Source organism: Vibrio sp. 99-70-13A1 (assembly GCF_013114625.1).
Classification (GTDB): domain Bacteria; phylum Pseudomonadota; class Gammaproteobacteria; order Enterobacterales; family Vibrionaceae; genus Vibrio.
This window is the reverse complement of the sequence record NZ_VTXD01000004.1, coordinates 67,099-89,864: the sequence shown is the minus strand read 5'-3', so window position 1 is coordinate 89,864 and position 22,766 is coordinate 67,099. Positions and strand designations below refer to the sequence as shown.

Genomic DNA, 22,766 nt, shown 5'->3' with positions numbered 1-22,766 from the left:
TACCTTAGCCCGTTATATGGAGAAAATAATGAAAAATAAAATGAAGAAACAGTCTGGCTTTACCTTACTTGAAGTAATGGTTGTTGTTGTGATTTTGGGCGTATTAGCCAGCTTTGTTGTACCTAACTTGCTAGGAAACAAAGAGAAAGCGGACCAACAAAAAGCCATTACAGATATCGTTGCGTTAGAAAATGCATTGGATATGTTTAAACTAGACAACAGTGTTTATCCAACAACAGATCAAGGTCTGGATGCATTGGTTTCTAAGCCAAGCAGCCCTGAGCCTCGTAATTACCGCGATGGCGGTTACATCAAACGTTTACCAAATGACCCTTGGGGCAACGCGTACCAGTACTTAAGCCCTGGTGACAATGGCACCATTGATATCTTTACACTTGGTGCTGATGGTCAAGAAGGTGGTGAAGGTGTGATGGCAGATATTGGTAACTGGAACATGCAAGACTATCAATAAGCTTCGGGCTTATTGAATACGTCAATGCAGTTTGTATAGATTGATAGTGATGCGAAGACCAACAAGGTCTCATTGTGTAAGTGAGCCAAATAAGTTGAGTGACTTGAAAAGAGACAAAGGGGCTTTAAGAACCAATATGTTCCAAGCCTTTTTCGCTCGTCAGCACTCGCAAGGCTTTACTTTAATTGAAATATTATTAGTCCTCGTGTTGCTATCGGTTACTGCTATGGCGGTCATTTCAACGATTCCCACCAATAGCAAAGATGAGACTAAGCGCTATGCGCAGAGCTTTTATCAGCGAATTCAGTTACTCAATGAAGAAGCCATTCTCAGCGGTTTGGATTTTGGGATACGTGTTGATGAAAAAAAATCGACGTATACTTTAATGTCACTGAACTCTGATGGCTGGCAAGAAACTGATTTTGAAAAGATCCCTTCTTTAACTGAATTATCTGAAGACCAATCTTTATCACTCACACTAGGTGGTGGAGCTTGGGCTGATAGCGATAGGTTGTTTACTCCTGGAAACTTGTTTGATGAAGACATGTTTGCTGACGTTGAAGAGAAAAGTAAACCTAAGCCTCCTCAAGTATTTATCCTTTCGAGTGCTGAAGTCACGCCCTTTATCCTTTCATTTCATCCAAATGTTGGCGATACCGTCGAAGATGGCTGGCGTATTCAAGTGGCAGATAACGGTGTGATAACCTTGCTGGCGCCAGGAGAGGTGCTTGATGAAGATAAGTAATCGCCGTCAGACCACTCGTGGTATGACGTTGCTAGAAGTACTCGTCGCATTAGCTATTTTTGCAACCGCTGCGATCAGTGTTATTCGTGCGGTGACTCAGCACATCAATACCTTAGGGTATTTGGAAGAAAAAACATTTGCTTCAATTGTGGTTGATAACCAAATGGCGATGGTGATGTTACACCCTGATAAATTAAAAAAATCTAAGGGTGAGCAAGAAATGGCAGGTCGCAAATGGTTTTGGACTGTTACCCCGATTAAGACCAGTGATAGCTTGCTGAAAGCTTTTGATGTCAGCGTAGCAACGAGTAAAACTTCCTCTCCTGTTGTGACGGTGCGCAGCTATGTCCCGAATTAATAAGCAGCAGATGAATACTTATCAACCCAGTATAAAATCACTTTCACCAAAGCGTAGAAACAAAGGTTTCACATTAATTGAAGTCTTGGTATCTATTGCGATTTTTGCCACCTTGAGTATGGCGGCTTATCAAGTTGTGAGCCAAATTCAACGCAGTAATGAAGTATCCATAGAACGCAGCGCTCGGTTGAATGAGCTGCAACGATCTTTAGTCATCTTAGACAATGATTTTCGCCAAATGGCATTACGCCAATTTCGAACGGATGGTGAAAATACATCTTCTAAGCTGATTTTATCTCAGCCTTATTTATTAGATTCTGATAGTAACGGGGTGATGTTCACTCGGTTAGGTTGGCACAACCCTCAACAGCAGTTCCCACGAGGCGAAGTCACAAAAGTCGGTTATCGCATTAAGGAAAAGACACTCGAGCGAGTTTGGTGGCGCTACCCGGATACACCTACGGGTCAACTTGGGGTGATTACCCCGATGCTGTCGAATATCGAAAGCTTTGAGCTGGAGTTTTATGATGGAAAAAACTGGCTAAAAGAATGGGCAGCACAGTTAACCTTACCTAAAGCCGTGAAGCTTATACTCACATTAGAAGACTATGGCGACGTTGAGCGAGTGTATTTAACACCTGACGGAAAGGTGACTCGTACCAGTGAGAGTGATAGCTCAGAAGGTTCTGACAATGGATAAGTTTCTAAGAACGAATACTTCATCGGCTAGAACTCCAAAATCGGGTACCCCAAAGGCTAGATCTCTAAGGTCTAAGCATCGTCAGTCTGGTGTGGCTTTAATTGTCATTTTGATGCTGCTTGCCATCATGGCAGGCATTGCTGGTAGCATGTCTGAGCGTCTTTTTACTCAATTCAAACGGGTGGGGAACCAACTCAATTATCAGCAAGCTTACTGGTACAGTATTGGTATTGAAAGCTTAGCTGAAGTCGGTATTGAACAAAGCTATAAAGATAGCGATACAGTCAACCTAAACCAGCCTTGGGCATTGGAAGAGCAAGTTTTCCCTCTGGATTACGGGCAAGTCACGGGTCGAATCCTGGATAAGCAAGCATGCTTTAATCTGAATGCGCTTGCTGAAGTAAAAAGCAGTACGGGCTCAAGTAAGTCGCCTTACTTAGTCACTGTGTGGCAAGCCTTGCTAGAAGAAGTAGAAGTTGAGCCTTATCAGGCAGAAGTGATTGCACACTCCACATGGGAGTTTGTTGACAGTAATAGCAGCACTTCTTCATCCACAGGTGTGGAAGACAGCACTTATGAATCTATGAGCCCTTCGTATGTTGCTGCGAATGGTTTGCTTGCTGACAGCTCTGAACTTCGAGCAATTTATCAAGTGTCTGGTGATGTCATGGAAAAAGTCGACCCTTTCGTGTGCGCTTTACCTACTGACGACTTTCGCCTGAATGTGAATACCTTATCTGAAAAACAAGCCCCTATTTTAATGGCAATGTTTGCACCAAATTTAAGTGAAAGTAATGCCAAAGAGCTTATTAAAAATAGACCATTTGATGGTTGGGATAGCATTGATGATTTTATGGCGGAGGCATCTGTCGCTGCAGTGAGCTCTGCGGTTAAAAAATCAGCTAAATCTTATTTAACTGTTGATAGCGCTTATTTTGAGTTAGATGCGGAAATTTTAGTGGAAAAGTCTCGCGTGAGAATTCGCAGCCTTTTCTATAGTGATAATCGAAAAACCGTGACGGTAGTACGCCGTCGTTTTGGAGGGATCAGTGAGCGAGTTTCTGACCGTTCGGCTGAGTAGCGAACCACAAAGCCCAGTACCATGGTTGGTCTGGTCGACAAGTCAACAGGAAGTCATCGCAAGTGGTGAGCTTGCTAGTTGGCATCAATTAGAAGAATTGACACCTTATGCCGAGCAGCGTACTTGTATTGCGTTGTTGTCTGGTAATGATTGTTTACTGAATCATGTCGAGATCCCGAAAGGGGCTGCAAGACAGTTTGATTCTATGTTGCCTTTTTTATTAGAAGATGAAATCGCGCAAGATGTTGAAGACCTTCATTTTACGATCTTGGAAAAAAATGCCACTCATGCCACGGTATGTGGTGTAGATAGAGCTTGGTTAAGCCAAATAATGGATGACTTTAAGCAAGTGAACATTACCGTCCGTAAAGTTCTTCCTGACATTTTAGCATTACCTGTTGAAGAGGAAGGAGTGTCGGCAGTACAAATCGACTCTCAATGGTTACTTCGACAGGGCTTATACCAAGCGGTTTCCGTCGATAATGATTGGCTTGCACTATTTCTACAAACAGATTGGTTGGATCATGAAAGTGAACCTACCGTTCATTGCTATACGTCGTTACCAAGCCAAGATGTAATTGAGCAAAGCCGCGTGGCGTGGCAAGCAAAGCCTGCTGAATTGATCATGTCTTTGCTAAGCCAGCAAGCCATCACAAGTAGTATTAACTTGTTGAGTGGTAGCTTTAAAGAGAAGTCATCTTTTAGTAAGTATTGGCGAATTTGGCAAAAAGTGGCGATTGCTGCATCGTTATTAATTGCTGTTCTAGTCACTCAGCAAGTTCTTACTGTCCAGCAGTATGAAACACAAGCTCAAGCCTACCGAACGGAAAGTGAACGCATCTTTAGAACGGTATTTCCTAATAAACGTAAGATCCCAACCGTGAGCTACTTGAAGCGTCAGATGAATGATGAGGCAAGCAGTTTAGGTGGTTCTGGTTCTGATGAATCTTTACTTAGCTGGCTAACTCTACTGCCTAAAACATTAGGTACAGTAACGGCGATTGAGATTGAAAGCATTAAGTATGATGGCAATCGCTCGGAAGTTCGCCTGCAAGCTAAGAGCGCTGACTTCCAAAGTTTTGAAAGTGCCAATGCCAAGCTATCAGAGCAATTTGATGTTGAACAAGGTCCGCTGAATCGTAATGGTGAGTCGGTGTTTGGTAGTTTCACTTTAAAAGCTCGTCAATAAAACGTTAGGAGATCAGTGATGAAAAAAATGCTTGAACCACTCCAAACGTGGTGGAGTTCAATAAGCCAGAGAGAGCAGCGATTAATGCTCGCATGTTCTTTATTACTTGTTATGGGATTGATTTATTGGGGAGTATTACAGCCTCTCAGTCAACGAGCAGAGCTTGCTCAAACTCGCATTCAGAGTGAAAAACAGTTATTGGCTTGGGTAGAAAATAAAGCCGATGAAATCGTTGAGCTGCGTGGAAGTGGTGGGCTGAAAGCCTCAAATCAACCACTGAACCAAGTTGTATCATCATCAATACGCCGTTATAAAATTGATTTAATACGTGTTCAGCCACGCGGTGAAATGCTTCAAGTATGGATAAACCCTGTTTCGTTTAACCAGTTCATTGATTGGATAACGTATTTAAAGGAAAAGCAGGGTGTTGAGGTCGAGTTTATGGACATTGACCGTGCAGAAAGCCCAGGTGTCATTGAGATTAACCGCCTACAGTTTAAGCGAGGATAACGTGAAGCTAGGTTTATTTACTAAACGTGGGCTGCTATTTAGCGGTATTTTTGTGGGTTATTTTTCGGTGAGTCTCATTCTTCACCTACCTGCTTCTTTTGCCTTGAAACAAGTGCCACCTGTTAGAGGTTTGAGTATTGAAGGGGTTGAAGGTTCGCTATGGAAAGGCAGCGCACAGAATGTATCTTGGCAACGAGTTAATTATGGTTCGGTACAGTGGGATTTTCAGTTCAGTAAGTTATTTCAGGCAAAAGCTGAATTAGCAGTACGTTTTGGTCGTAATAGTGATATGACTCTCCGCGGCAAAGGTAATGTCGGCTATAGCCTGGCGGGTATTTACGCTGATAACTTAGTGGCGACTATTCCGGCAGAAAAGGTACTCGATTATGCTCCGAGCATTCCAGTCCCTGTTTCTGTTGCTGGGCAAGTTGAGCTAACGATTAAACATGCTTTACATGGTCAGCCATGGTGCCAAGAAGCCGAAGGTACACTAGCATGGTCAAGTGCGGGTGTTGAGTCACCAATTGGCGCGTTGGAACTTGGTCCGGTTATTGCGGATATTACCTGCCAAGAAAATACAATATCTGCAAAAGGTGAGCAGAATAGCCCTAACGTAACGAGTGAGTTTTCTGCTGAGTTAACACCAAATAAACGCTATTCGACTTCGGCTTGGTTTAAGCCTGGCGCTGAATTCCCAGCTGCAATGCAAAGCCAGTTGAAGTGGTTAGGCAACCCTGATTCGCAAGGTAAATATCAGTTTACTTACCAAGGGCGTTTTTAGAAGTTAGCTTTATTTTGATGTTTAGCAATTGCTTGAAGCACAAAAAAGCCCTCAATTTGAGGGCTTTTTATTTTTAGGTACTTAATTCTATATTTATTGTATCTGAAAAGTATCGTTATTTAGCGTAGTACTTCTCTTCTAGTAATGTTTCAGCAATACCTTTCGATTCCGTTACGTCAGCTGAGCGAGACTGAGCTTGAGGTGCGTTATTATTCGCAGAATCAGGATCAGTGTCTGACCAGATGTTAATAGGTGTTAAAGTTTGGCTTAGATCTGCTGCCACTTCGATTTCAAATACATGCCACCAACGTGTTGCAGTGCCTTCAGGTGGAGTAAATACTGTTCGGTTCCCTTCTAAGATAAGCTCAACTTTGGTTTCGTTATGCTGTATAGCCCCGCTACTTGTGTATTTGTAAACTGCGTAGCGGTACGTCCCTGGAACTGTGTAATCAGGAATCGTTACGATTTCAGGACCGTAGCTGGATGTATCATCCACATCTAAGTAAATATTGTTTCCTGCTTGGTTGAAACTCTTACTCGAAAAGTAAACATGGAAACGTCCATCTTGTCCGTCAGGTCCGTAGAAGTGCGTATCTAAATCTCTCGGGTTTTCGCCCCAAGTTAGCTGAATTTTTGTCGTTGCATCATCAAGTGTTAGACATTCAGTTATCGTTTTGTCAGTTGTATCGGTACGAACTGTTTCTGTACGGCTTTGGTAATTGCTTTCTGCAGAAATTAGCACTGTACTTTCTTGCCTTACCGGGATTCGGAATACACCTTGGTCGTCACTATAAGCTGATGACCTGCCATTGTAATCGACGCCTTCAGATCGGATTCTAGCATTCGCAATTGGTAGGTCTTCCTTGTCAACTACACAGCCATCGACATAGATGGTTTCATAAATACGGTCAGCGTTCCAAGTGGTAAAGTGGGAAACTTGACCAACATAGAAGCCATTTTCTAGAGTTGCAGTCCCTTCTTCAATCCAAATACCTTGAACGTCATCATAGTAAAAGAGAGGGATGGTTGCAGGAGGATTATTTCCTGAAGCAGGGATTCTTACTTCTGCTACTTTTCCGTCAGCTAACTGAAGATCATTGCCTTCACTGTCTGTGAATGTTGCAGTGATAGCACCAAAAGACTCGATAGGCACGCTTTCTCCTTGAGGTGTCTGAGTAATCATCTCACCAGGCATTAGGTCAATATCTAAACTTGGGTCAATGATGAAGAGCTCAGAGGATATTTCTCCTGTTACAGCTTCGCCTTGTTGATTCACAAAGCTTTGCGCTTCAACAGTCACTAGCGTTTCATTGTCGACCTGTAGGTTAGAGGGAGCCTGGCTATCAAAAGTAACTGAAGCGTGAACTTCTGGTAAGTACAGGTTGATACCGCTAGAAAGCTCACCAAATGATTTAGACTCCGAGGCTTCTGTAAATCCAACAGCGTCCGCAGACACAATCAATGGCATTGATTGAGTCAGAGAAGTATCGAGTACTTTTATCGAATATGTACCTTCGGCAGTTGTTTGACCTTGATTGATTAGTTGACCGTTATTTGAAACTTTAACGGTACTTGCTGGTATTACGTCATTGGTGTAATAGCTAGCAACTTGTCCATTTACGTAGTGATAAAATAGTTCTGATAGGTCAAAAGTCGTTTCAGAGACTTGCGCATTATCTTCTAATCCATCTTGTACTGAAACCGTCACTGAGTGATCAATTGAAGCGGTGACAGTTGAAGATATAGAGAGTTCTCCTGTAGGCGATACTGTTAAACCAGCAGGTGCATTACGTAAAGAGAAAAGTATATCGGTTCCGTTGTTTTCATCATCCGGGTCGGTAACTTGTATTTGATGAGTTATCGATTGCCCAGATTCTACAGATAGCGGTTGTATAGAAGAGACGACCACTGGGTCATTGACTGGAGTTACCTGAATAGTAAAGCTCTGGGAGTCTTTAAGCGTGTTATCTGAATTCGCTTCTACATTGATCGTGATTTCATCTGAGGTTAAAACGTTTTCGACTGGTGTCCAAGTTAGTAAACCATCAGTGCTAAGTGTCATTTCTGTTGGTAAATTCGTCCCTGAATAGCTAACCGCATCGGCGTAATCAGTTGTTAATTGGTATTGGTAGAGAATATCTTCAGTCGCAGTTGTTACTGCTGTTGAGGTGATGCTTAAAGAGGCATTACCTGGATCGGCAGGAGTTGATGAACCACCGTCACTGCCACCACCACACCCGGCGAGTAAAATAGATGCAATCGAAGTTGCGATGAGTTTCTTTTTAGACCACTGAACGTTCATGTGTATTACCATTTCCTTTAGTAACTTTTTAGGTATAGATTTTATGAATGGTAGTTTTATGAAACTAGAATCACTTTGTAAACAATATTTGTGAACTTAATTCAGAAAGTATGACTTCATTAATTATTTGATTGTTAATGATAATTTACTCAATTTCATTAGTTTCAATGTAATCGTTATCATCGCTTGGTTTTATAAATTGTGAGTGTTTCTTTGAGGTACAAAAAAACCGTAACAGTGTTACGGCTAATTGAATTAAGCGGTTTGGAGAAGGCTTTAGAGTTTGTCTGCTCTAGTTTTTAACCGTTAGGATTTCATCCCATGGTAAGTTTTCATCCCCTAAAACAATAAAGTTTGGGTTTTCTAATGTTTCTCTCTCATTGTATGAAAGAGGCTCTAATTGAGTACTTAAGATTCTTCCACCAGCTTCTTCAACAATACATTGCGTGGCGGCGGTATCCCACTCACCGGTTGGCCCTAATCTTAGATAGCAATCAACCGCGCCTTCTGCAACTAAACAAGCTTTTAATGCGGCAGAGCCCAAAGGCACTAAATCATAATTCCAAGCTGAGCTCATGCAACTGGTGATTCGATTGATATCTTGACGACGGCTAATCGCCATCGCAATAGATTGATTTGGCAGCTCATGATGATGTGTTTTGATTTTTACACTTTCCGCTAACTCAGGAATTTTCCATGCCCCTTTACCGTGGTAAGCGTAATAAGTCACACCAGATACCGGTGCGTATACCACTCCCATGACAGGACGGTTATGCTCAATCAGCGCAATAATGGTTGCGAAGTCACCACTACGTGCGATGAATTCTTGAGTGCCATCAAGTGGGTCGACTAACCAGTAGCGATCCCATTGCTTACGTTGCTCTAAACTAATGTCAGCAGCTTCTTCAGAAAGCACTGGGATATCAGGAGTGAGCTCCGTTAAGCGCTGTTCAATAAGCTTATGTGCGGCTAAATCGGCACTGGTTACAGGCGTGTCATCGCTTTTCGTAAATTCTTCGTAATCCTTTTTTTCATAGATTTCGAGAATCAATTGCCCAGCAGAACGAGCAATTTCAATGACGGAAGGTAAGAGGTGGGATAGATCTTTTGTTATTGGCATAGGGCTAACTCTTATTCTTCTAATGTACTAGCTTGTTCTTTTAATGTTCTGAGGGCTAGTAGTAGGGCGGTAATACAGCGAGCTTCACTAAAATCGAGATGAGTGAGTAATTCTTCGGCTTGAGCAAGTGGCCAGCGTATGATGTCTAAAGGTTCAGGTTCATCACCTTCAAGCTTTTCAGGGTATAACTCTTCAGCAATGAATAGCGTCATTTTGCTCGAAAAATAAGAAGGAGCAAGGATGACTTCTTTTAAAGGGGTTAACTTATGAGAACCGAATCCAATTTCTTCTTTAAGCTCTCGGATTGCGGCTTCTGGAGGTGTCTCACCTTCATCAACTAACCCTTTTGGAAAGCCAAGTTCGTAGCGCTCAGTGCCTGCAGCGTATTCACGAACCAGTAAAAGATCACCTTGTTCAGAAATAGGAACCATCATCACGGCACTTCGCCCACTGGGCTTCATGCGTTCGTAAGTTCTTTCTTCACCGTTAGAGAAGCGTAAATCGAGAGATTCAATAGAGAAAAGTTTTGATTGAGCGACAGTTTGCTGAGCCAAAATTTCTGGCACTTTCCTTTTTGTCATTACGCTCGCTCCTTAGCTTTAATTAGATACCCCCAATATATGAAAAAACGGCATGGATTGATACTGGCGGATTTTGTGTTTCGACTTAATTCTGAACCTTATGCAAAATTCTTAGGGTGAATACCTGAGGACCGATCATTCACTCAATGAACTTATTCAATAATAGGATGAGATAAGGCATTAAAAAAGGTTGATGCTTACACATCAACCTTTTGCTGTTTGTTTGGTGTTACTTCTACTGTGGACTAGTAGTAAGAGTGCTCACCACGATCGTGCTCTGTTGCATCGCGAACGGCAGTAAGTTCACCTTGGAACTGTTCTAATAGTTCTTTCTCAATGCCTTCTTTTAAAGTCACATCAACCATTGAACAACCATTACAACCGCCACCGAATGCAACGATAGCTGCGCCTTCTTCAGTAATCTCTACTAGGCTTACGTGACCACCGTGACCAGCAAGTTGCGGGTTAACTTGTGTTTGAATTGCGTATTCAACACGTTCTATAAGTGTTGCGTCATCAGATACTTTACGCATTTTTGCGTTTGGTGCCTTTAGAGTAAGCTGAGAGCCCATTTTGTCTGTTACGAAATCAATTTCTGCTTCGTCTAGAAATGGCAAGCTTAGCTCATCTACATAAGCATCGAATGCTTCAAAAGACAGTTTCGTATCAGAAGCTTCAATAGCGTCTGTTGGGCAGTAAGATACGCCACATTCAGCATTTTGTGTTCCTGGGTTTACCACGAATACACGAATGTTTGTGCCTTCAGGTTGCTGTGAAAGCAGATTGGCAAAGTGAGTTTGAGCTGTTTCTGTAATTGTAATATTTGACACGACTAATACCTGAGTAAATTTGTAGGCTATTCCAGACATTCTACTCCGGTCAGAATTGTAATTCAGCCTCTTTTTGTTGGATTGCTGTACAGATCAAGCTCGTCGCCTTTATTTACTTGGCTCGGGCGTCCGACAAATACAGTAGATATCAATCCTTTCAACACCCATTTCCCGTAATAACTGGCATAAATGGTTCACGGTACTGCCGGTTGTGACCACGTCATCCATAATGGCAACGTGCTTAGGCACATCCGCTTTTATTAATTCGAACGCGTCGGCTAGGTTCTGCTTGCGAAGGTGTTTAGATAATCCTTGCTGAGTTTTAGTCGCTCTTGTTCGCTTGAAAAGCGTTTTGCTTTCAACCTTAACTTCTTTTGTTGTTAGTGCTTTTGCTGTGTAACGGGCAAGTAGATCGCTCTGATTAAATCCGCGTTGTAGATAGCGCCTCCAATGCAAAGGCACGCTTGTGATCAGTGGTGCGGGTTGGTCTATACGACTTGAAATGAGTGATGCTAAATCCCGAGCTAGCCAAAACTGTTTGGTGTATTTGAATTTATGAATATAAGAAGACGTTGGGAAGGTATAGTCGCTCACACAATACAGCCTGTCCCATAAGGGAGGATGAGATAAGCAACTGCCACACTGCTCAATGGTTGAAGGTGTTTCTAACCCGCAGCGTAAGCAGCGAGGAGTTGGAGCAAAATGTTCCATACATGTATTGCAAAAGGTGGATGAACGATCTGAGTTCGACTTGTTTAATTTACATAACGAGCATTGAGGTGTGAGTAGCCGCTGGGTGCTCTTTTGTAGCCAATCAGATAACATGAGCTTAATTCTTTAAAGGACAATCATTAATAGTAAGTGGCGTGTTTGGCTAACGTGGCTGAAAAAAGTAGGAGACACTGCAAGAATGAGTAAAGCATTGTATTGGCATGTATCAGGTTCTGGTCCTGACTTAGTTTTGGTTCATGGCTGGGGAATGAATGGCGCCGTTTGGCAGCAAACTGTTAAAACGCTAGAACGTAATTTTACGGTTCATGTCGTCGACCTTCCTGGCTACGGGCACAGTTCTCACAGCCACGCTAAAGATCTTGCAGGTATTGCTGATTTACTGATTGAAGATGCTCCCAAAAACGCTATTTGGGTAGGGTGGTCTCTTGGTGGGCTAGTTGCCACACATATGGCTTTGCACCATGCGGATTATGTTCGGAAGTTGGTTACGGTTGCGAGTTCACCTAAGTTTTCAGCCGAGAAAACACCAGTGATGTGGCGTGGTATTCAGCCTAATGTGTTGACGGCTTTCACTGAGCAACTTGTAGAAGATTTTCAAACCACCATTGAACGTTTTATGGCTTTACAAGCGATGGGCAGCCCTTCAGCGAGACAAGATGTGAAACAGTTAAAGCAAGCGGTGCTATCTCGTCCGTTGCCAAATCCAGAATCATTACTAGCGGGTTTGAAGATGCTATCTGATGTGGATTTAAGGGAGCAACTACCAGAAATATCCGTTCCAATGCTGCGTTTGTATGGTCGGCTAGACGGTTTAGTTCCGATTAAAGTGGCGAAAGATTTAGACAAAGCGTTGCCTCATACGGAGCAGTTTATTTTTACTCAATCATCGCATGCGCCATTCATGACTGAAGCAGAAGCATTTTGCAGCCAGTTACTCAATTTTGCAGAGATAAAGCCCCAGTGATAACTACTTCAAATGATTATTGTTTTATTTGAAGAGAAACTAAATGCTAAATTTATAATCAAACTGGTCGATATATAAGCTAACCAACGAGGTGAGTTGTAAAGTAACTGGCTATCAATGGGGGTTATTTCTTTGCTGGTATTGGTATTGGTATTGGTATTGGTATAGATATTCGTAGGTAGGAGACCGTACCAGGTCAAAAGCCAAGCAAAAGAGTATAGCGAGAATAATTTATCGATGAGATAAAGCTGTATAGATAAATAGATAAATAGATAAATAGATAAATAGATAAGCAAGAAAGCATAAAACGTTGGGCGATTCTGAGGAGACTTCGCGATGATAGTGCCACCTGCATCAGTTGTAAGTGTGCCATTGATCGCCCCATCAGTTAATGTGCAAACAGAGCAAGTTGCGCGCGATAATAGAGTTCGTGAGCCAATAGCCCCAACGGTTGCAATGGCAAAAACTAATGCAGAACGTAGGGTTAAGTCTGATGAGAAACGACGAAAGCAGTCGGCATGGGATCCCTCTGAACACCCAGGTTATGAGATGGATAACGAGTCGGAAGCCAGTTCGATTTATCATGAAGAACCCAAAGACATCTTAGATCGGTTATTTGGTTTATTAGCATTACAGACTTACAGTGCTGATCAAGGAAAAGGTTACACGATGCGTTTTCGACTGCCTAGGCATGTTTTAGATGCGGCGATAAGGCAAGATCAGATGGATAAACGGCGTAAGATCATTAAGTACCACTATGGTCATGCGGTAGCGCCTCATACGCCATCAGAAGTTATAGCGGTTTTATGACGGAGATCTTTGGCTACTTAAGAAAAAAGCCTGATTCTTCCCATTTTATGAAAGGTCAGGCTTTTCTTTTTTTTTGTGATTACTTTTATTTATTTATTGATTGCTCTTGTTAACCGATTTTTTCGTTAACAGGTCGCTTTCGCTAACGGCTGATTTCGGTTTATTATCGATTCAGCTTATTTCTTTGCTTTAGCAAAAGCAGCAGCGAATGCACCGCCCATAGCCGCGTTTTGTGGTTCTTCACGACGACGCTGGTTACCTTGAGCATTTTGATTTCGAGGTCTAGATTGCTGATCGCGAGGTGAGCTAGAACGTTGTGACTTATTATCTTGCCCTGGTTCATCTTTCATACGCATGGTCAGAGCAATACGCTTACGTTGAACATCCACTTCCATGACTTTTACTTTAACGATATCACCGGCTTTTACGACTTCTCTAGGGTCAGAGACAAAGCGATCAGTCAGCGCAGAAATATGCACTAAACCATCTTGGTGAACGCCAATATCAACAAAAGCGCCGAAGTTCGCCACGTTAGAGACAACACCTTCTAAAATCATGCCTAGTTCTAAGTCAGACATGCTATTCACGCCATCTGCAAAAGTCGCGGTTTTAAACTCAGGGCGCGGGTCACGACCCGGTTTATCCAGTTCTTTGATGATGTCAGTAATAGTAGGTACACCGAAGCTTTCGTTGGTGTAATCAATCGCGTGTAAACCACGTAAGAAATCAGTATCTCCAACAAGAGACTTAATGTCTTTTCGGTTCTTCTCTGCAATAGCTTTAACGACAGGGTAGGCTTCAGGGTGGACTGATGACGCATCAAGCGGATTTTTACCATCCATGATTCTTAAGAAACCAGCACACTGTTCAAATGCTTTTGGTCCGAGTCGAGCGACTTTCTTTAATGTCGTACGCGCTTCGAATCGACCATTCTCGTCGCGGTAATCCACAACATTTTGAGCGATGGTTGTCGAAAGCCCTGCCACACGTGTTAGTAGCGCAGCAGAAGCGGTATTGACGTCTACACCAACAGCATTCACACAGTCTTCTACAATTGCATCAAGGCGCTTAGCAAGCATCGTTTGGCTTACATCGTGTTGGTATTGACCCACACCAATAGACTTAGGGTCAATTTTCACAAGCTCTGCGAGAGGGTCTTGTAATCGGCGAGCAATCGACACGGCACCACGAATCGATACATCCATATTCGGGAATTCTTTCGCCGCTAATTCTGATGCAGAATACACAGAGGCTCCAGCTTCACTGACGATAATCTTCTGTGCGTTTAGGTTGCCACGTTTAATTACATCAGCCACAAAGCTGTCGGTTTCACGTGAAGCAGTGCCGTTACCAATCGCAATCAGGTCAACATTGTATTTACGAACTAATTGCTCAACAACATGAGCTGACTTGTCGTATTGCTTTTGTGGTGGGTGAGGGTAAATCGTATCTGTCGCGAGCACTTTACCTGTCGCATCCACAATCGCAATTTTAGAACCCGTACGTAAACCAGGGTCGAGACCTAAAGTCGCACGAGGACCAGCAGGCGCTGCCATTAGTAGATCTTTAAGGTTAGTCGCGAATACTTCAATCGCTTCGATTTCAGCGCGTTCTTTCATTGAACCCATAAGTTCAGTTTCCATATGCATAGAAACTTTTATACGCCATGCCCAGCTGATCACTTGCTTACGCCATGCATCGGCAGGCGCGCTGCTTAAATGAATTCCGTAATGTTCCGAAATGATGTTTTCACAATATGAAGTGCGAATGCTTTCATCTTGGCTTGGGTCGGCATTCATAGCTAACGTTAAGAAGCCTTCATTACGGCCACGCAGCATAGCTAAAGCTCGGTGTGAAGGGACTTTGCTCATTGCTTCATTATGCTCAAAGTAATCTTTAAACTTCTCACCAGCTTGCTCTTTACCCGTCACTACACGAGCTGCTAGTTCGGCATTACGCGTTAAGTGTTGGCGGATTTTTTCAAGTAGGTTTGCATCTTCTGCAATACGCTCCATGATGATCGCTCGTGCGCCATCAAGTGCAGCTTTAGTATCTGCGATTCCTTTATCTGTAGAGATATAACGCGCTGCTTCCGTTTCTGGATCTTGCTGTGCGTTGCTCCAAAGGGAGTTAGCTAAAGGTTCGAGACCTGCCTCAATGGCAATCTGCCCTTTGGTGCGGCGCTTGGGTTTATAAGGAAGGTATAAATCTTCAAGGCGAGTCTTACTGTCTGCTTGATTGATGTCTTTTTCGAGTTCAGGTGTCAGCTTATCTTGGTCTTTAATTGATTTCAGGATCGTTTGACGGCGATCGTCTAATTCTCGTAAGTAAGAAAGTCGGCTGTCTAAGTTACGCAGTTGGGTATCGTCTAATGCTCCAGTGACCTCTTTACGGTAACGCGCAATAAATGGGACAGTGTTGCCGTCATCAATGAGGTTTACAGCAGCGATAACTTGCTCAGGGCGAACATTCAGTTCCTGGGCAATCAATGTACAGATAGCGTGGCTCATCCGTTGAATCTCTTATTTAGTATCATAGGAGTAATATGGGGAGTCACTTGGGTGTTTTCTAGAGCTAACCCCGAATAATATGGGCTAGAACCGGTTTCTCTATCTGTTATCAGTCTTGTAAGAGATCTCTCACTGCTGATGTGAGAATACGCTTTGCATTTATCATAGAATATCTCACCAATCATCCTAACTGATTGATTTTACTTGAATGTTGCTTTTGTTTAATTAATATTTCAGATAAATTTTTGTTTTTAGCCTCTGTGAATGTCAAACAATCCGCGTAATATTCACTTTGTCGACAGGGAGTTGGCAGGAACAGGACAAAGCCTAAAGGAATAGGTATCTTCAGGATGAAGATTTGGTGACTTAGGATGAGTTATCAGCAAGGAAGTAAAATACTGAATCAGTAATATCTTTGGATGAGATTAGCCAGTCAGGATGATGGGCAATATGGACACCGCTAGGATGGCGATGAACTATGGAAATCGGTTAATGGATTTAGCCACAGTCAAGGATAGATGCAGGGAGCATCAGTCTTATTGAAGGGAAACCTCATAAGATGAACAGTAGCCGGATTGCTGCAAAAGAACCATAACCCCGTTAGGCGAAAGCTTAGCGGGGTTTCTTTTATTTTAGGCTGTACATATCCCTTCTCTTTATCTCTAGTTTATTTATTTCCTCTGTTTTTTTCGTCAAAGATTATGATCTGCCTCATTCGTGAGGGGACAAATGTCCTCCTGTCCAACCATCTTTATTATTTATAATTCAGCCAATAATCGATAAACCTTTTTCTATGGTAATCGAGTGGCTATGTGTTGTGCGAAATGAGCGTAACTTCAAGGACATAATTATGAATATTTTAGTGATAGATGGTCATCCTGACTTATCCAAGTCAGTTGCAAATGCCACAATTTTGACTGACCTTGCTCAGCAAACCGAGTGGAATGTTAATCATGTTGCAAACTTTAATGGTGATATTGAAGCGGAACAAACTGCGCTGCAAATAGCGGATTTAATCGTGGTTCAGTTCCCGCTTTATTGGAGTACGTATCCGTCAGTGCTTAAGCGTTGGATTGATGAGGTATTCACATACGGCTTTGCCTTTGGTCCAGAGGGTAGCAAGCTTAAAGATAAGCCGGTGCTGTTTTCTGTCACTGCTGGTGCAACAGAAGAGTCATACAACGAAACTGGCTTCAATTTTTTACCCCTCTTAGCCTACCAAGTCGCGTACGAACATCCATTCAGAGCGGCAGAGGTCAATATTGTCGATACGATAGTGACCTTTGAAATGAACGCTACCCCAGAAGAAGGCGGTGATAAAGCCATGACTTTAGAACTCTCTCACCAACATGCACAACGCCTTATTCAAGTCGTTAATCAAGCTTTAGAGGTTTCAAAATGATCCAGTCCTTCCTCGGAATTATCGCGCTATTGAGTGTTGGTTTTATCTTCTCTGAAAACCGCAGCAAAATAAGCTGGCGTGCAGTTGGTGGTGCTTTTGTTGTCATTATTGGTGTTGCTTTCTTCGTACTAGCAACGGATGTTGGTGCGAGTGTGTTGCTGTCTGTGTCTAATGCCGTAGGGAATGTTTTTGGCTACGGAGTTGAAGGTATTCGTTTCGCTTTTGGTAGCTTAGTGAATTTTAGTGTCGATGGCATTGGCTTTGTTTGGGCTCTGCAAGTATTGCCACAAATCATCTTTACGGCATCTTTAACATCATTGCTTTACTACCTAGGCATTATGCAGTGGTTCGTTCGTATTATTGGCGGCAGCTTACAGCGTGTATTAGGTACTTCTCGCGCCGAGTCAATGAATGCGGCTGGTAATATTGTGTTGGGGCAAACGGAAGCACCACTATTGGTGAAGCCTTACCACCGTGTACTAACTCGTTCTCAAATCTTTGCTGTGATGGTTGGCGGTTTGTCCTCTATTGCTGGCTCTATTCTGGCTGGTCTAGCGGGTATGGGAGTGGATCTTAATTACCTGATTATGGCGTGTTTCATGTCGGCTCCAGCTGGTTTGATGTTTGCTAAATTATTGATCCCTGAAACAGAAGAGACCGTTGATGAAGTACCAGAACTTCCAGACGATGAAAAGCCGAGTAGCTTTATTGATGCGGTTGCAAAAGGTGCGATAGCCGGTATGGGAATTGCAGCTATTGTCGGTGCTGTGATCATCTCATGTATCGGTTTAATGGCGATGCTAAATGGCGGTTTAGGAGCGATTGGTGAATGGTTTGGTAAGCCAGATCTAACGGTTGATGTCATTCTAGGAACGTTTTTCTCGCCTGTTGCATGGCTAATTGGTATTCCTTGGGAAGAAGCGGGTATTGCGGGTTCTTTCTTAGGTCAGAAAATCGCACTTAACGAATTTGTTGCTTTTGCAAGTATGGGTGGCGTTGAAATGACCCCTCGCTCCACCGCTATTATGACCATTGCACTGTGTGGCTTTGCCAATATCGGTTCGGTGGCAATGGTATGTGGCGCATTGAGTAAAATGATTCCACAGCGTGCTGGTGTTATTGGTCAACTGGGAATGAAAGTTCTCTTGGCGGCAACATTAGCAAACTTAATGAACGCGGCGGTTGTTGGCCTGTTTGTGTAATTGAATGAGGCTGCGTATCGCGCAGCCTACCATGGTTAGTAAGGTCGTTGAGCAGTAAGGTAGATTATGAACAAACAACCCCATTTGTGTGTCGATGAAACACAAGTTACAGATAAGGTTATTCTGTGTGGTGACCCTGCACGCGTAAATCGCATTGCAGAACATTTATCTGACGTGGTGTCACTGGCTAACAATCGAGAGTTTCGCTTGATACGAGGGCGATACAATCAACAAGATATTACTGTTTGTAGTACAGGTATTGGCGCGGCTTCTGCCATTATTGCCCTTGAAGAGCTAGTAATGTGCGGTGCCAAACAACTCATCCGTGTTGGTTCCGCTGGTGCTTTGCAGCATGATATTGCGATGGGTGACTTGATCATTGTAGAAGCTGCGGTACGAGATGAAGGTGGATCGGCGAGTTATATTTCACCTAGTTATCCTGCCTATTCAGATATAGATCTAGTGAGTGGGTTGGTGGAGTTTAGCAAAAAAATGTTGCAGATCTTTCATCGTGGAATCGTACGTTCTCATGATAGTTTTTACATCGATAATGAGCTTGATGTCTGTCGGTATTGGCATGGAAAAGGTGTATTAGGTGCCGATATGGAGACATCTGCGCTATTAACTGTAGGTCGATTAAGAGGCGTGCAAGTTGCATCGGTTCTGAATAACGTTGTGCTGTACGAGCAAGATGTTCAGCAAGGCATTAGCAATTATGTCGATGAAGGAACACTGACATCACAAGGCGAGCAAAACGCTACGCTGGCTGCTCTGTATGCTTTAACGCGATAGCTTTTTTAGTTATTAACTTAGCCATCGAATTACAAGAGCTGCTCAGTTAAGTGGGGGCTCTTGTGATAATTAGACCGTTGTAATGGGTGCTATTGTGTCAATTTTTGACATCATCTATTCCAAAGCCCTTCTCAAATGCGTATGTTCTTTCAGTCTCCATTATTATGAAGAATCCAATGCAGCTACGTCCTTATGCAAATACACGCTTTACTCCTCTATTAGAACAGCAATACGGTGATTTTGAAGCGGCTCTTTTTCAATGTCGGGTTGGCACCCAACGTTTTAGTCGTGGTGACACGATTTTAGAGCAAGGTCAGCCCGTGAATAAACTCTATATTATTTCTGTCGGGCGAGTAGCGATGCATATTTGTGCGGTGAATAGCCGACGTTTTCAATTAGGTGAAGTGAAGTGTGATCATCATATTTTTGGTGAGATGGAGTTTTTTTCTGGTAACGCATGTCAATGGAATGTGGTTGCGGATGATGACATTGAGGCTGATGTGATTTGCGCGAATCAACTACAAAAATGTATTACCGATAAGCCCAACTTGGCGCTCTTTTTTGCTTCGGCATTGGCTTATGACTACGAAGACTCAATGGAAATCTACACTAACCGAGTGTTGCACTCGATAGCGTATAATATCGCTTATGACCTTTGGCATAGGGCGCGTCAAAATGTCTTTTTGGATGCTTTTGATAAGGTAGAGTTTGAAGCGGAACGATTTGGCACTTCAAGCCGAGTTTACCGTCGTGCTCTCAATAGCTTGATAGAACAAGGCTTGATTGAAAAGCGAGGTAATCAAATACATATTTGCGATATGGCTCGGCTAGAAGCGTTTATTTCTTAAGGTTTGCCATCATAACGGATCGCGTTAATAAACCATTCTTTATCACCTTCAGGCGTTCTCACGGTAAATTCGTCATCCACTTCTTTTTTGAGTAATGCGCGCGCCATCGGTGAATCAATCGAAACGTAATCTTTGACGCCACCATAGATCTCATCAGGGCCAACAACCCTAAACGTCTTGATATCACCGTCTTCATTTTCTATTTCGACCCAAGCGCCGAAAAATACTTTGCCTTCTTGTTGTGGCGAATAGTCGACAACTTTAACTTGGTCTAAGCGTTTTCTGAGATAGCGCACACGACGATCGATTTCTCGAAGGCGTTTTTTGTTATATTGATAATCTGCATTTTCACTGCGGTCACCTAGGCTTGCTGCCCACGTTACTTTTTTGGTGACTTCGGGGCGGTCTTCTCGCCACAGAAAATTCAGTTCTTTTGTGAGTTTGTCATAACCCTCACGAGTGATTAAGTTTGTTTTCATAACTCTGACTAAATTAAATCATGTTCTAAGATAGAATATATAGAAAGGCAACATACGTTAACAATTCTTTGGGCGACATTTGCGCTAAGAATGTTACATTTTTAATGCCTTACCCCAAATCATAAATTTTCAGGCGTAAGCTTTTATTAGGTGGAATCATTACATGCAAGAAAACTATAAAATTTTAGTGGTCGATGATGATGCTCGTTTGCGTGCATTACTTGAGCGTTATTTGTCGGAGCAGGGCTTTCAAGTTCGTAGCGTGGCAAATAGTGAGCAGATGGACCGCCTACTGACTCGTGAAAATTTCCATTTGATGGTACTGGATTTAATGCTGCCAGGTGAAGATGGTTTATCCATTTGTCGCCGCTTACGTAATGCAAATAATACATTGCCAATTCTAATGCTGACGGCAAAAGGCGATGAAGTCGATCGTATTGTCGGTTTAGAAGTCGGTGCAGATGACTATCTGCCAAAACCTTTTAACCCGCGTGAGCTACTGGCTCGTATTAAAGCCGTTATGCGTCGCCAAGTGATTGAAGCTCCTGGAGCGCCGAGTACTGAAGAGTCGATTGTAGAGTTTGGTGAATTTCGTTTGAACCTAGGGACTCGTGAGATGTTCCGTGGTGAAGAGCCAATGCCATTAACGTCTGGTGAGTTCGCTGTTTTGAAATCTTTGGTGACGAATGCTCGTGAGCCAATGTCTCGTGATAAGTTGATGAACATGGCTCGTGGTCGTGAATATTCAGCGATGGAACGTTCGATTGACGTTCAAATTTCTCGCCTAAGACGTATGCTTGAAGAAGATCCAAGCAAACCTAGATACATCCAAACCGTTTGGGGTTTAGGTTATGTCTTTGTTCCTGATGGAAAAGCGGTTTAAGTAAAAATGTCTGGCCATTGTATTTATTTACGATGGCCTTTTTGTTTCTCGGTCTTTTTGTTGTTTATACATTATGATTGAGGCTTGTGCCTCTCAGCTTTCCATTATCTGCTCTTCTAAGGTTTCCTATGCGTATCCGTAGTTCCTTCACTCAATCTATTGTTCTATTTCTTTCTCTATTAATCGCTAGCCAAGTGTTTTCTTACTACGCGGTGTTCAATTACGCATTGATGCCGAGCTTGCAGCAGTTCAACAAAATTTTAGCTCATGAGCTGAATTTAGTTTTGGATGAAAGTAGCGGGGAAGATTTAGAGATGGATGCTCCTTTACGACGTCGTGTATTAGAGCAGTTGGGGGTTACAGTTCACGCAAAAGATGGTCCTATTTCTGAGGAATATTTTCATGCAGTGACGATTGATCTAATGAGCGAGGAGATGAGCAAGGAGTTGGGCTCTCAAACGGAAGTTCGGTTGATTCTAGGTGCAGAAAGCTACGTATTGTGGATGGATATAGACGCGCTGCCCAATTCATTAATTAGAATTCCTCTTTCAGAGCTACAAGAAGAAGATTTTGCACCACTCTTTAGAAACAGCTTGATTATGGCGTTGTTGATTATTGCTGGTGGTTGGTTGTTTATACGCTTGCAGAATCGACCATTAATTGCGTTAGAAAAAGCGGCTAAAGGAGTTGGACGCGGGGAAATCCCTCCACCACTACCAGAGAAAGGTGCGTCTGAGATTCGTTCTGTCACTCGAGCATTCAATAGTATGTCAAAAGGAATACAAGAGCTTGAGGAAGATAGAGCATTACTAATGGCTGGTATTAGTCATGATTTGAGAACCCCATTAACTCGTATTCGTTTAGCGACAGAAATGATGTCGCCAGAAGATGCCTATTTAGCGGAAGGCATCATCAGTGATACAGAAGAGTGTAATGAGATTATCAGCCAGTTCATGGACTACTTGAAGCCAGTCAATACAGACTCATTCACTAATGTATTCCTTGATGATATTGCCCGTGAAGTAGCAAGTTCTGAAGGTGGGTATGAAGTTCAGATAGAAACGGATATTGCTGAGTCAATGAAAGCTGCTTTAGGTAACCCGATTGCGATTAAACGAGCGGTAAGTAACTTGGTGGTGAATTCACTTCGCTATGGTAATGGTTGGGTCAAGATCTCAACGGGTATGACGGCGGATAACAAACTAGTGTGGGTGACGGTTGAAGATAATGGTCCAGGAATTGAACAAGACCAAATAAGTAAACTGTTTGAACCCTTTACCCGAGGTGATACGGCCCGAGGCAGTGAAGGTACAGGGTTAGGTTTAGCGATAGTGAAAAGAATTGTTAGCCAGCACCAAGGGTCAGTTGTTGTGAATAATCGTAGCCAAGGCGGCTTAAAAGCGCAGATCAGTTTCCCCACATATAAAGCTTAACTTAGGGTTGATATGCATTGGTAGGTATAAAAGCTGGCTCTT

General features: G+C 42.8%; 23 protein-coding genes. 16 read left to right on the top strand and 7 right to left on the bottom strand.

Translation table 11 applies throughout. The features are described from left to right. The first annotated feature begins 28 nt into the window (after positions 1-28). The 8 genes from gspG (at position 29) to F0226_RS05075 (ending at position 5,836) form a co-directional block, all read left to right on the top strand. Positions 29-472 (top strand): type II secretion system major pseudopilin GspG, encoded by a 444-nt coding sequence (gene gspG, locus F0226_RS05110; RefSeq protein ID WP_171734644.1) that lies wholly within the window; start codon positions 29-31, stop codon positions 470-472. 136 nt (positions 473-608) lie between these two features. Continuing rightward, positions 609-1,217, top strand: a complete 609-nt coding sequence (gspH, locus tag F0226_RS05105) for a type II secretion system minor pseudopilin GspH (RefSeq protein ID WP_171734705.1) — start codon at positions 609-611, stop codon at positions 1,215-1,217. After that, a complete protein-coding gene (gene gspI / locus F0226_RS05100) occupies positions 1,204-1,575 on the top strand; it encodes a type II secretion system minor pseudopilin GspI (RefSeq protein WP_171734643.1) in 372 nt (123 codons plus the stop codon). The genes gspH and gspI overlap by 14 nt, the downstream gene beginning before the upstream one ends. 10 nt (positions 1,576-1,585) lie before the next feature. Next, positions 1,586-2,275: a type II secretion system minor pseudopilin GspJ gene (gspJ, locus tag F0226_RS05095; RefSeq protein ID WP_253820771.1), complete on the top strand. Its 690-nt coding sequence runs from the start codon at positions 1,586-1,588 to the stop codon at positions 2,273-2,275. Continuing rightward, a complete protein-coding gene (gene gspK / locus F0226_RS05090) occupies positions 2,268-3,356 on the top strand; it encodes a type II secretion system minor pseudopilin GspK (protein WP_171734641.1) in 1,089 nt (362 codons plus the stop codon). The genes gspJ and gspK overlap by 8 nt, the downstream gene beginning before the upstream one ends. Next, positions 3,325-4,545, top strand: coding sequence for a type II secretion system protein GspL (gene gspL, locus F0226_RS05085; protein WP_171734640.1), 1,221 nt, complete (start codon positions 3,325-3,327; stop codon positions 4,543-4,545). The genes gspK and gspL overlap by 32 nt, the downstream gene beginning before the upstream one ends. A gap of 18 nt (positions 4,546-4,563) precedes the next feature. Further along, entirely contained in the window at positions 4,564-5,055 is a 492-nt protein-coding gene (locus F0226_RS05080) for a type II secretion system protein M (protein WP_171734639.1), read from the top strand. A 1-nt stretch (position 5,056) separates the two neighbouring features. Beyond that, positions 5,057-5,836, top strand: coding sequence for a type II secretion system protein N (locus F0226_RS05075; protein WP_171734638.1), 780 nt, complete (start codon positions 5,057-5,059; stop codon positions 5,834-5,836). A gap of 115 nt (positions 5,837-5,951) precedes the next feature. Here F0226_RS05075 and F0226_RS05070 read toward each other — a convergent pair whose 3' ends face one another. The 5 genes from F0226_RS05070 to F0226_RS05050 all read right to left on the bottom strand — a co-directional run bounded on the left by F0226_RS05070 (position 5,952) and on the right by F0226_RS05050 (position 11,494). Further along, on the bottom strand, positions 5,952-8,138 hold the full coding sequence (locus F0226_RS05070; RefSeq protein WP_171734637.1) for a putative Ig domain-containing protein: 2,187 nt from the start codon (positions 8,136-8,138) through the stop codon (positions 5,952-5,954). 292 nt (positions 8,139-8,430) lie between these two features. Beyond that, positions 8,431-9,258 carry a 3'(2'),5'-bisphosphate nucleotidase CysQ gene (gene cysQ, locus F0226_RS05065; RefSeq protein WP_171734636.1) on the bottom strand — a complete coding sequence of 276 codons (828 nt, stop codon included), beginning with the start codon at positions 9,256-9,258 and terminating at the stop codon, positions 8,431-8,433. 11 nt (positions 9,259-9,269) lie between these two features. Next, positions 9,270-9,839, bottom strand: coding sequence for an ADP compounds hydrolase NudE (nudE, locus tag F0226_RS05060; protein ID WP_171734635.1), 570 nt, complete (start codon positions 9,837-9,839; stop codon positions 9,270-9,272). Between the two features lie 245 nt (positions 9,840-10,084). Beyond that, positions 10,085-10,669 (bottom strand): Fe-S biogenesis protein NfuA, encoded by a 585-nt coding sequence (nfuA, locus tag F0226_RS05055; RefSeq protein WP_171734634.1) that lies wholly within the window; start codon positions 10,667-10,669, stop codon positions 10,085-10,087. Positions 10,670-10,777: 108 nt separating this feature from the next. Further along, positions 10,778-11,494, bottom strand: coding sequence for a ComF family protein (locus tag F0226_RS05050; protein WP_171734633.1), 717 nt, complete (start codon positions 11,492-11,494; stop codon positions 10,778-10,780). Positions 11,495-11,579: 85 nt separating this feature from the next. On the opposite strand from F0226_RS05050, the gene bioH reads away from it, so the two are divergent. Together bioH and F0226_RS05040 are read left to right on the top strand one after the other, a co-directional pair. Continuing rightward, entirely contained in the window at positions 11,580-12,365 is a 786-nt protein-coding gene (bioH, locus tag F0226_RS05045) for a pimeloyl-ACP methyl ester esterase BioH (protein ID WP_171734632.1), read from the top strand. Between the two features lie 336 nt (positions 12,366-12,701). Continuing rightward, positions 12,702-13,175, top strand: a complete 474-nt coding sequence (locus F0226_RS05040; RefSeq protein WP_171734631.1) for an ATP-dependent Lon protease — start codon at positions 12,702-12,704, stop codon at positions 13,173-13,175. 176 nt (positions 13,176-13,351) lie between these two features. Here the strand turns inward: F0226_RS05040 and F0226_RS05035 are convergent, their stop codons facing one another. Further along, the gene (locus F0226_RS05035; protein ID WP_171734630.1) at positions 13,352-15,685 is read right to left on the bottom strand and encodes a Tex family protein; all 2,334 of its coding nucleotides are present in this window, start codon (positions 15,683-15,685) and stop codon (positions 13,352-13,354) included. Positions 15,686-16,535: 850 nt separating this feature from the next. Between F0226_RS05035 and F0226_RS05030 the strand changes: the two genes are divergently transcribed. The 4 genes from F0226_RS05030 (at position 16,536) to F0226_RS05015 (ending at position 19,929) form a co-directional block, all read left to right on the top strand. Next, entirely contained in the window at positions 16,536-17,087 is a 552-nt protein-coding gene (locus tag F0226_RS05030; protein WP_171734629.1) for an NAD(P)H-dependent oxidoreductase, read from the top strand. Next, complete coding sequence (locus tag F0226_RS05025; protein WP_171734628.1) at positions 17,084-18,289, top strand: nucleoside transporter C-terminal domain-containing protein; 1,206 nt, start codon at positions 17,084-17,086, stop codon at positions 18,287-18,289. The genes F0226_RS05030 and F0226_RS05025 overlap by 4 nt, the downstream gene beginning before the upstream one ends. A 66-nt stretch (positions 18,290-18,355) precedes the next feature. After that, positions 18,356-19,081, top strand: a complete 726-nt coding sequence (locus tag F0226_RS05020; protein WP_171734627.1) for a nucleoside phosphorylase — start codon at positions 18,356-18,358, stop codon at positions 19,079-19,081. A 176-nt stretch (positions 19,082-19,257) separates the two neighbouring features. Continuing rightward, a complete protein-coding gene (locus F0226_RS05015) occupies positions 19,258-19,929 on the top strand; it encodes a Crp/Fnr family transcriptional regulator (RefSeq protein WP_171734626.1) in 672 nt (223 codons plus the stop codon). On the opposite strand, the gene greB is transcribed toward F0226_RS05015, so the two are convergent. Further along, positions 19,926-20,408, bottom strand: a complete 483-nt coding sequence (gene greB, locus F0226_RS05010; protein WP_171734625.1) for a transcription elongation factor GreB — start codon at positions 20,406-20,408, stop codon at positions 19,926-19,928. The two genes, F0226_RS05015 and greB, sit on opposite strands and share 4 nt — an antisense overlap. Positions 20,409-20,571: 163 nt before the next feature. On the opposite strand from greB, the gene ompR reads away from it, so the two are divergent. Both ompR and envZ read left to right on the top strand, forming a co-directional pair. Next, positions 20,572-21,291: a two-component system response regulator OmpR gene (ompR, locus tag F0226_RS05005; protein ID WP_137373978.1), complete on the top strand. Its 720-nt coding sequence runs from the start codon at positions 20,572-20,574 to the stop codon at positions 21,289-21,291. Between the two features lie 128 nt (positions 21,292-21,419). Further along, positions 21,420-22,724, top strand: a complete 1,305-nt coding sequence (gene envZ / locus F0226_RS05000) for a two-component system sensor histidine kinase EnvZ (RefSeq protein WP_171734624.1) — start codon at positions 21,420-21,422, stop codon at positions 22,722-22,724. Positions 22,725-22,766 lie beyond the last annotated feature (42 nt).

Bases quoted from the DNA above. Each gene is read 5' to 3' on its own strand.
- gspG (WP_171734644.1), top strand. From the start codon at position 29: ATGAAAAATAAAATGAAGAAACAGTCTGGCTTTACCTTACTTGAAGTA.
- gspH (WP_171734705.1), top strand. From the start codon at position 609: ATGTTCCAAGCCTTTTTCGCTCGTCAGCACTCGCAAGGCTTTACTTTA.
- gspI (WP_171734643.1), top strand. From the start codon at position 1,204: ATGAAGATAAGTAATCGCCGTCAGACCACTCGTGGTATGACGTTGCTA.
- gspJ (WP_253820771.1), top strand. From the start codon at position 1,586: ATGAATACTTATCAACCCAGTATAAAATCACTTTCACCAAAGCGTAGA.
- gspK (WP_171734641.1), top strand. From the start codon at position 2,268: ATGGATAAGTTTCTAAGAACGAATACTTCATCGGCTAGAACTCCAAAA.
- F0226_RS05080 (WP_171734639.1), top strand. From the start codon at position 4,564: ATGAAAAAAATGCTTGAACCACTCCAAACGTGGTGGAGTTCAATAAGC.
- F0226_RS05070 (WP_171734637.1), bottom strand. From the start codon at position 8,138: ATGAACGTTCAGTGGTCTAAAAAGAAACTCATCGCAACTTCGATTGCA.
- cysQ (WP_171734636.1), bottom strand. From the start codon at position 9,258: ATGCCAATAACAAAAGATCTATCCCACCTCTTACCTTCCGTCATTGAA.
- nudE (WP_171734635.1), bottom strand. From the start codon at position 9,839: ATGACAAAAAGGAAAGTGCCAGAAATTTTGGCTCAGCAAACTGTCGCT.
- F0226_RS05050 (WP_171734633.1), bottom strand. From the start codon at position 11,494: ATGTTATCTGATTGGCTACAAAAGAGCACCCAGCGGCTACTCACACCT.
- bioH (WP_171734632.1), top strand. From the start codon at position 11,580: ATGAGTAAAGCATTGTATTGGCATGTATCAGGTTCTGGTCCTGACTTA.
- F0226_RS05040 (WP_171734631.1), top strand. From the start codon at position 12,702: ATGATAGTGCCACCTGCATCAGTTGTAAGTGTGCCATTGATCGCCCCA.
- F0226_RS05035 (WP_171734630.1), bottom strand. From the start codon at position 15,685: ATGAGCCACGCTATCTGTACATTGATTGCCCAGGAACTGAATGTTCGC.
- F0226_RS05030 (WP_171734629.1), top strand. From the start codon at position 16,536: ATGAATATTTTAGTGATAGATGGTCATCCTGACTTATCCAAGTCAGTT.
- F0226_RS05025 (WP_171734628.1), top strand. From the start codon at position 17,084: ATGATCCAGTCCTTCCTCGGAATTATCGCGCTATTGAGTGTTGGTTTT.
- F0226_RS05020 (WP_171734627.1), top strand. From the start codon at position 18,356: ATGAACAAACAACCCCATTTGTGTGTCGATGAAACACAAGTTACAGAT.
- F0226_RS05015 (WP_171734626.1), top strand. From the start codon at position 19,258: ATGCAGCTACGTCCTTATGCAAATACACGCTTTACTCCTCTATTAGAA.
- greB (WP_171734625.1), bottom strand. From the start codon at position 20,408: ATGAAAACAAACTTAATCACTCGTGAGGGTTATGACAAACTCACAAAA.
- ompR (WP_137373978.1), top strand. From the start codon at position 20,572: ATGCAAGAAAACTATAAAATTTTAGTGGTCGATGATGATGCTCGTTTG.
- envZ (WP_171734624.1), top strand. From the start codon at position 21,420: ATGCGTATCCGTAGTTCCTTCACTCAATCTATTGTTCTATTTCTTTCT.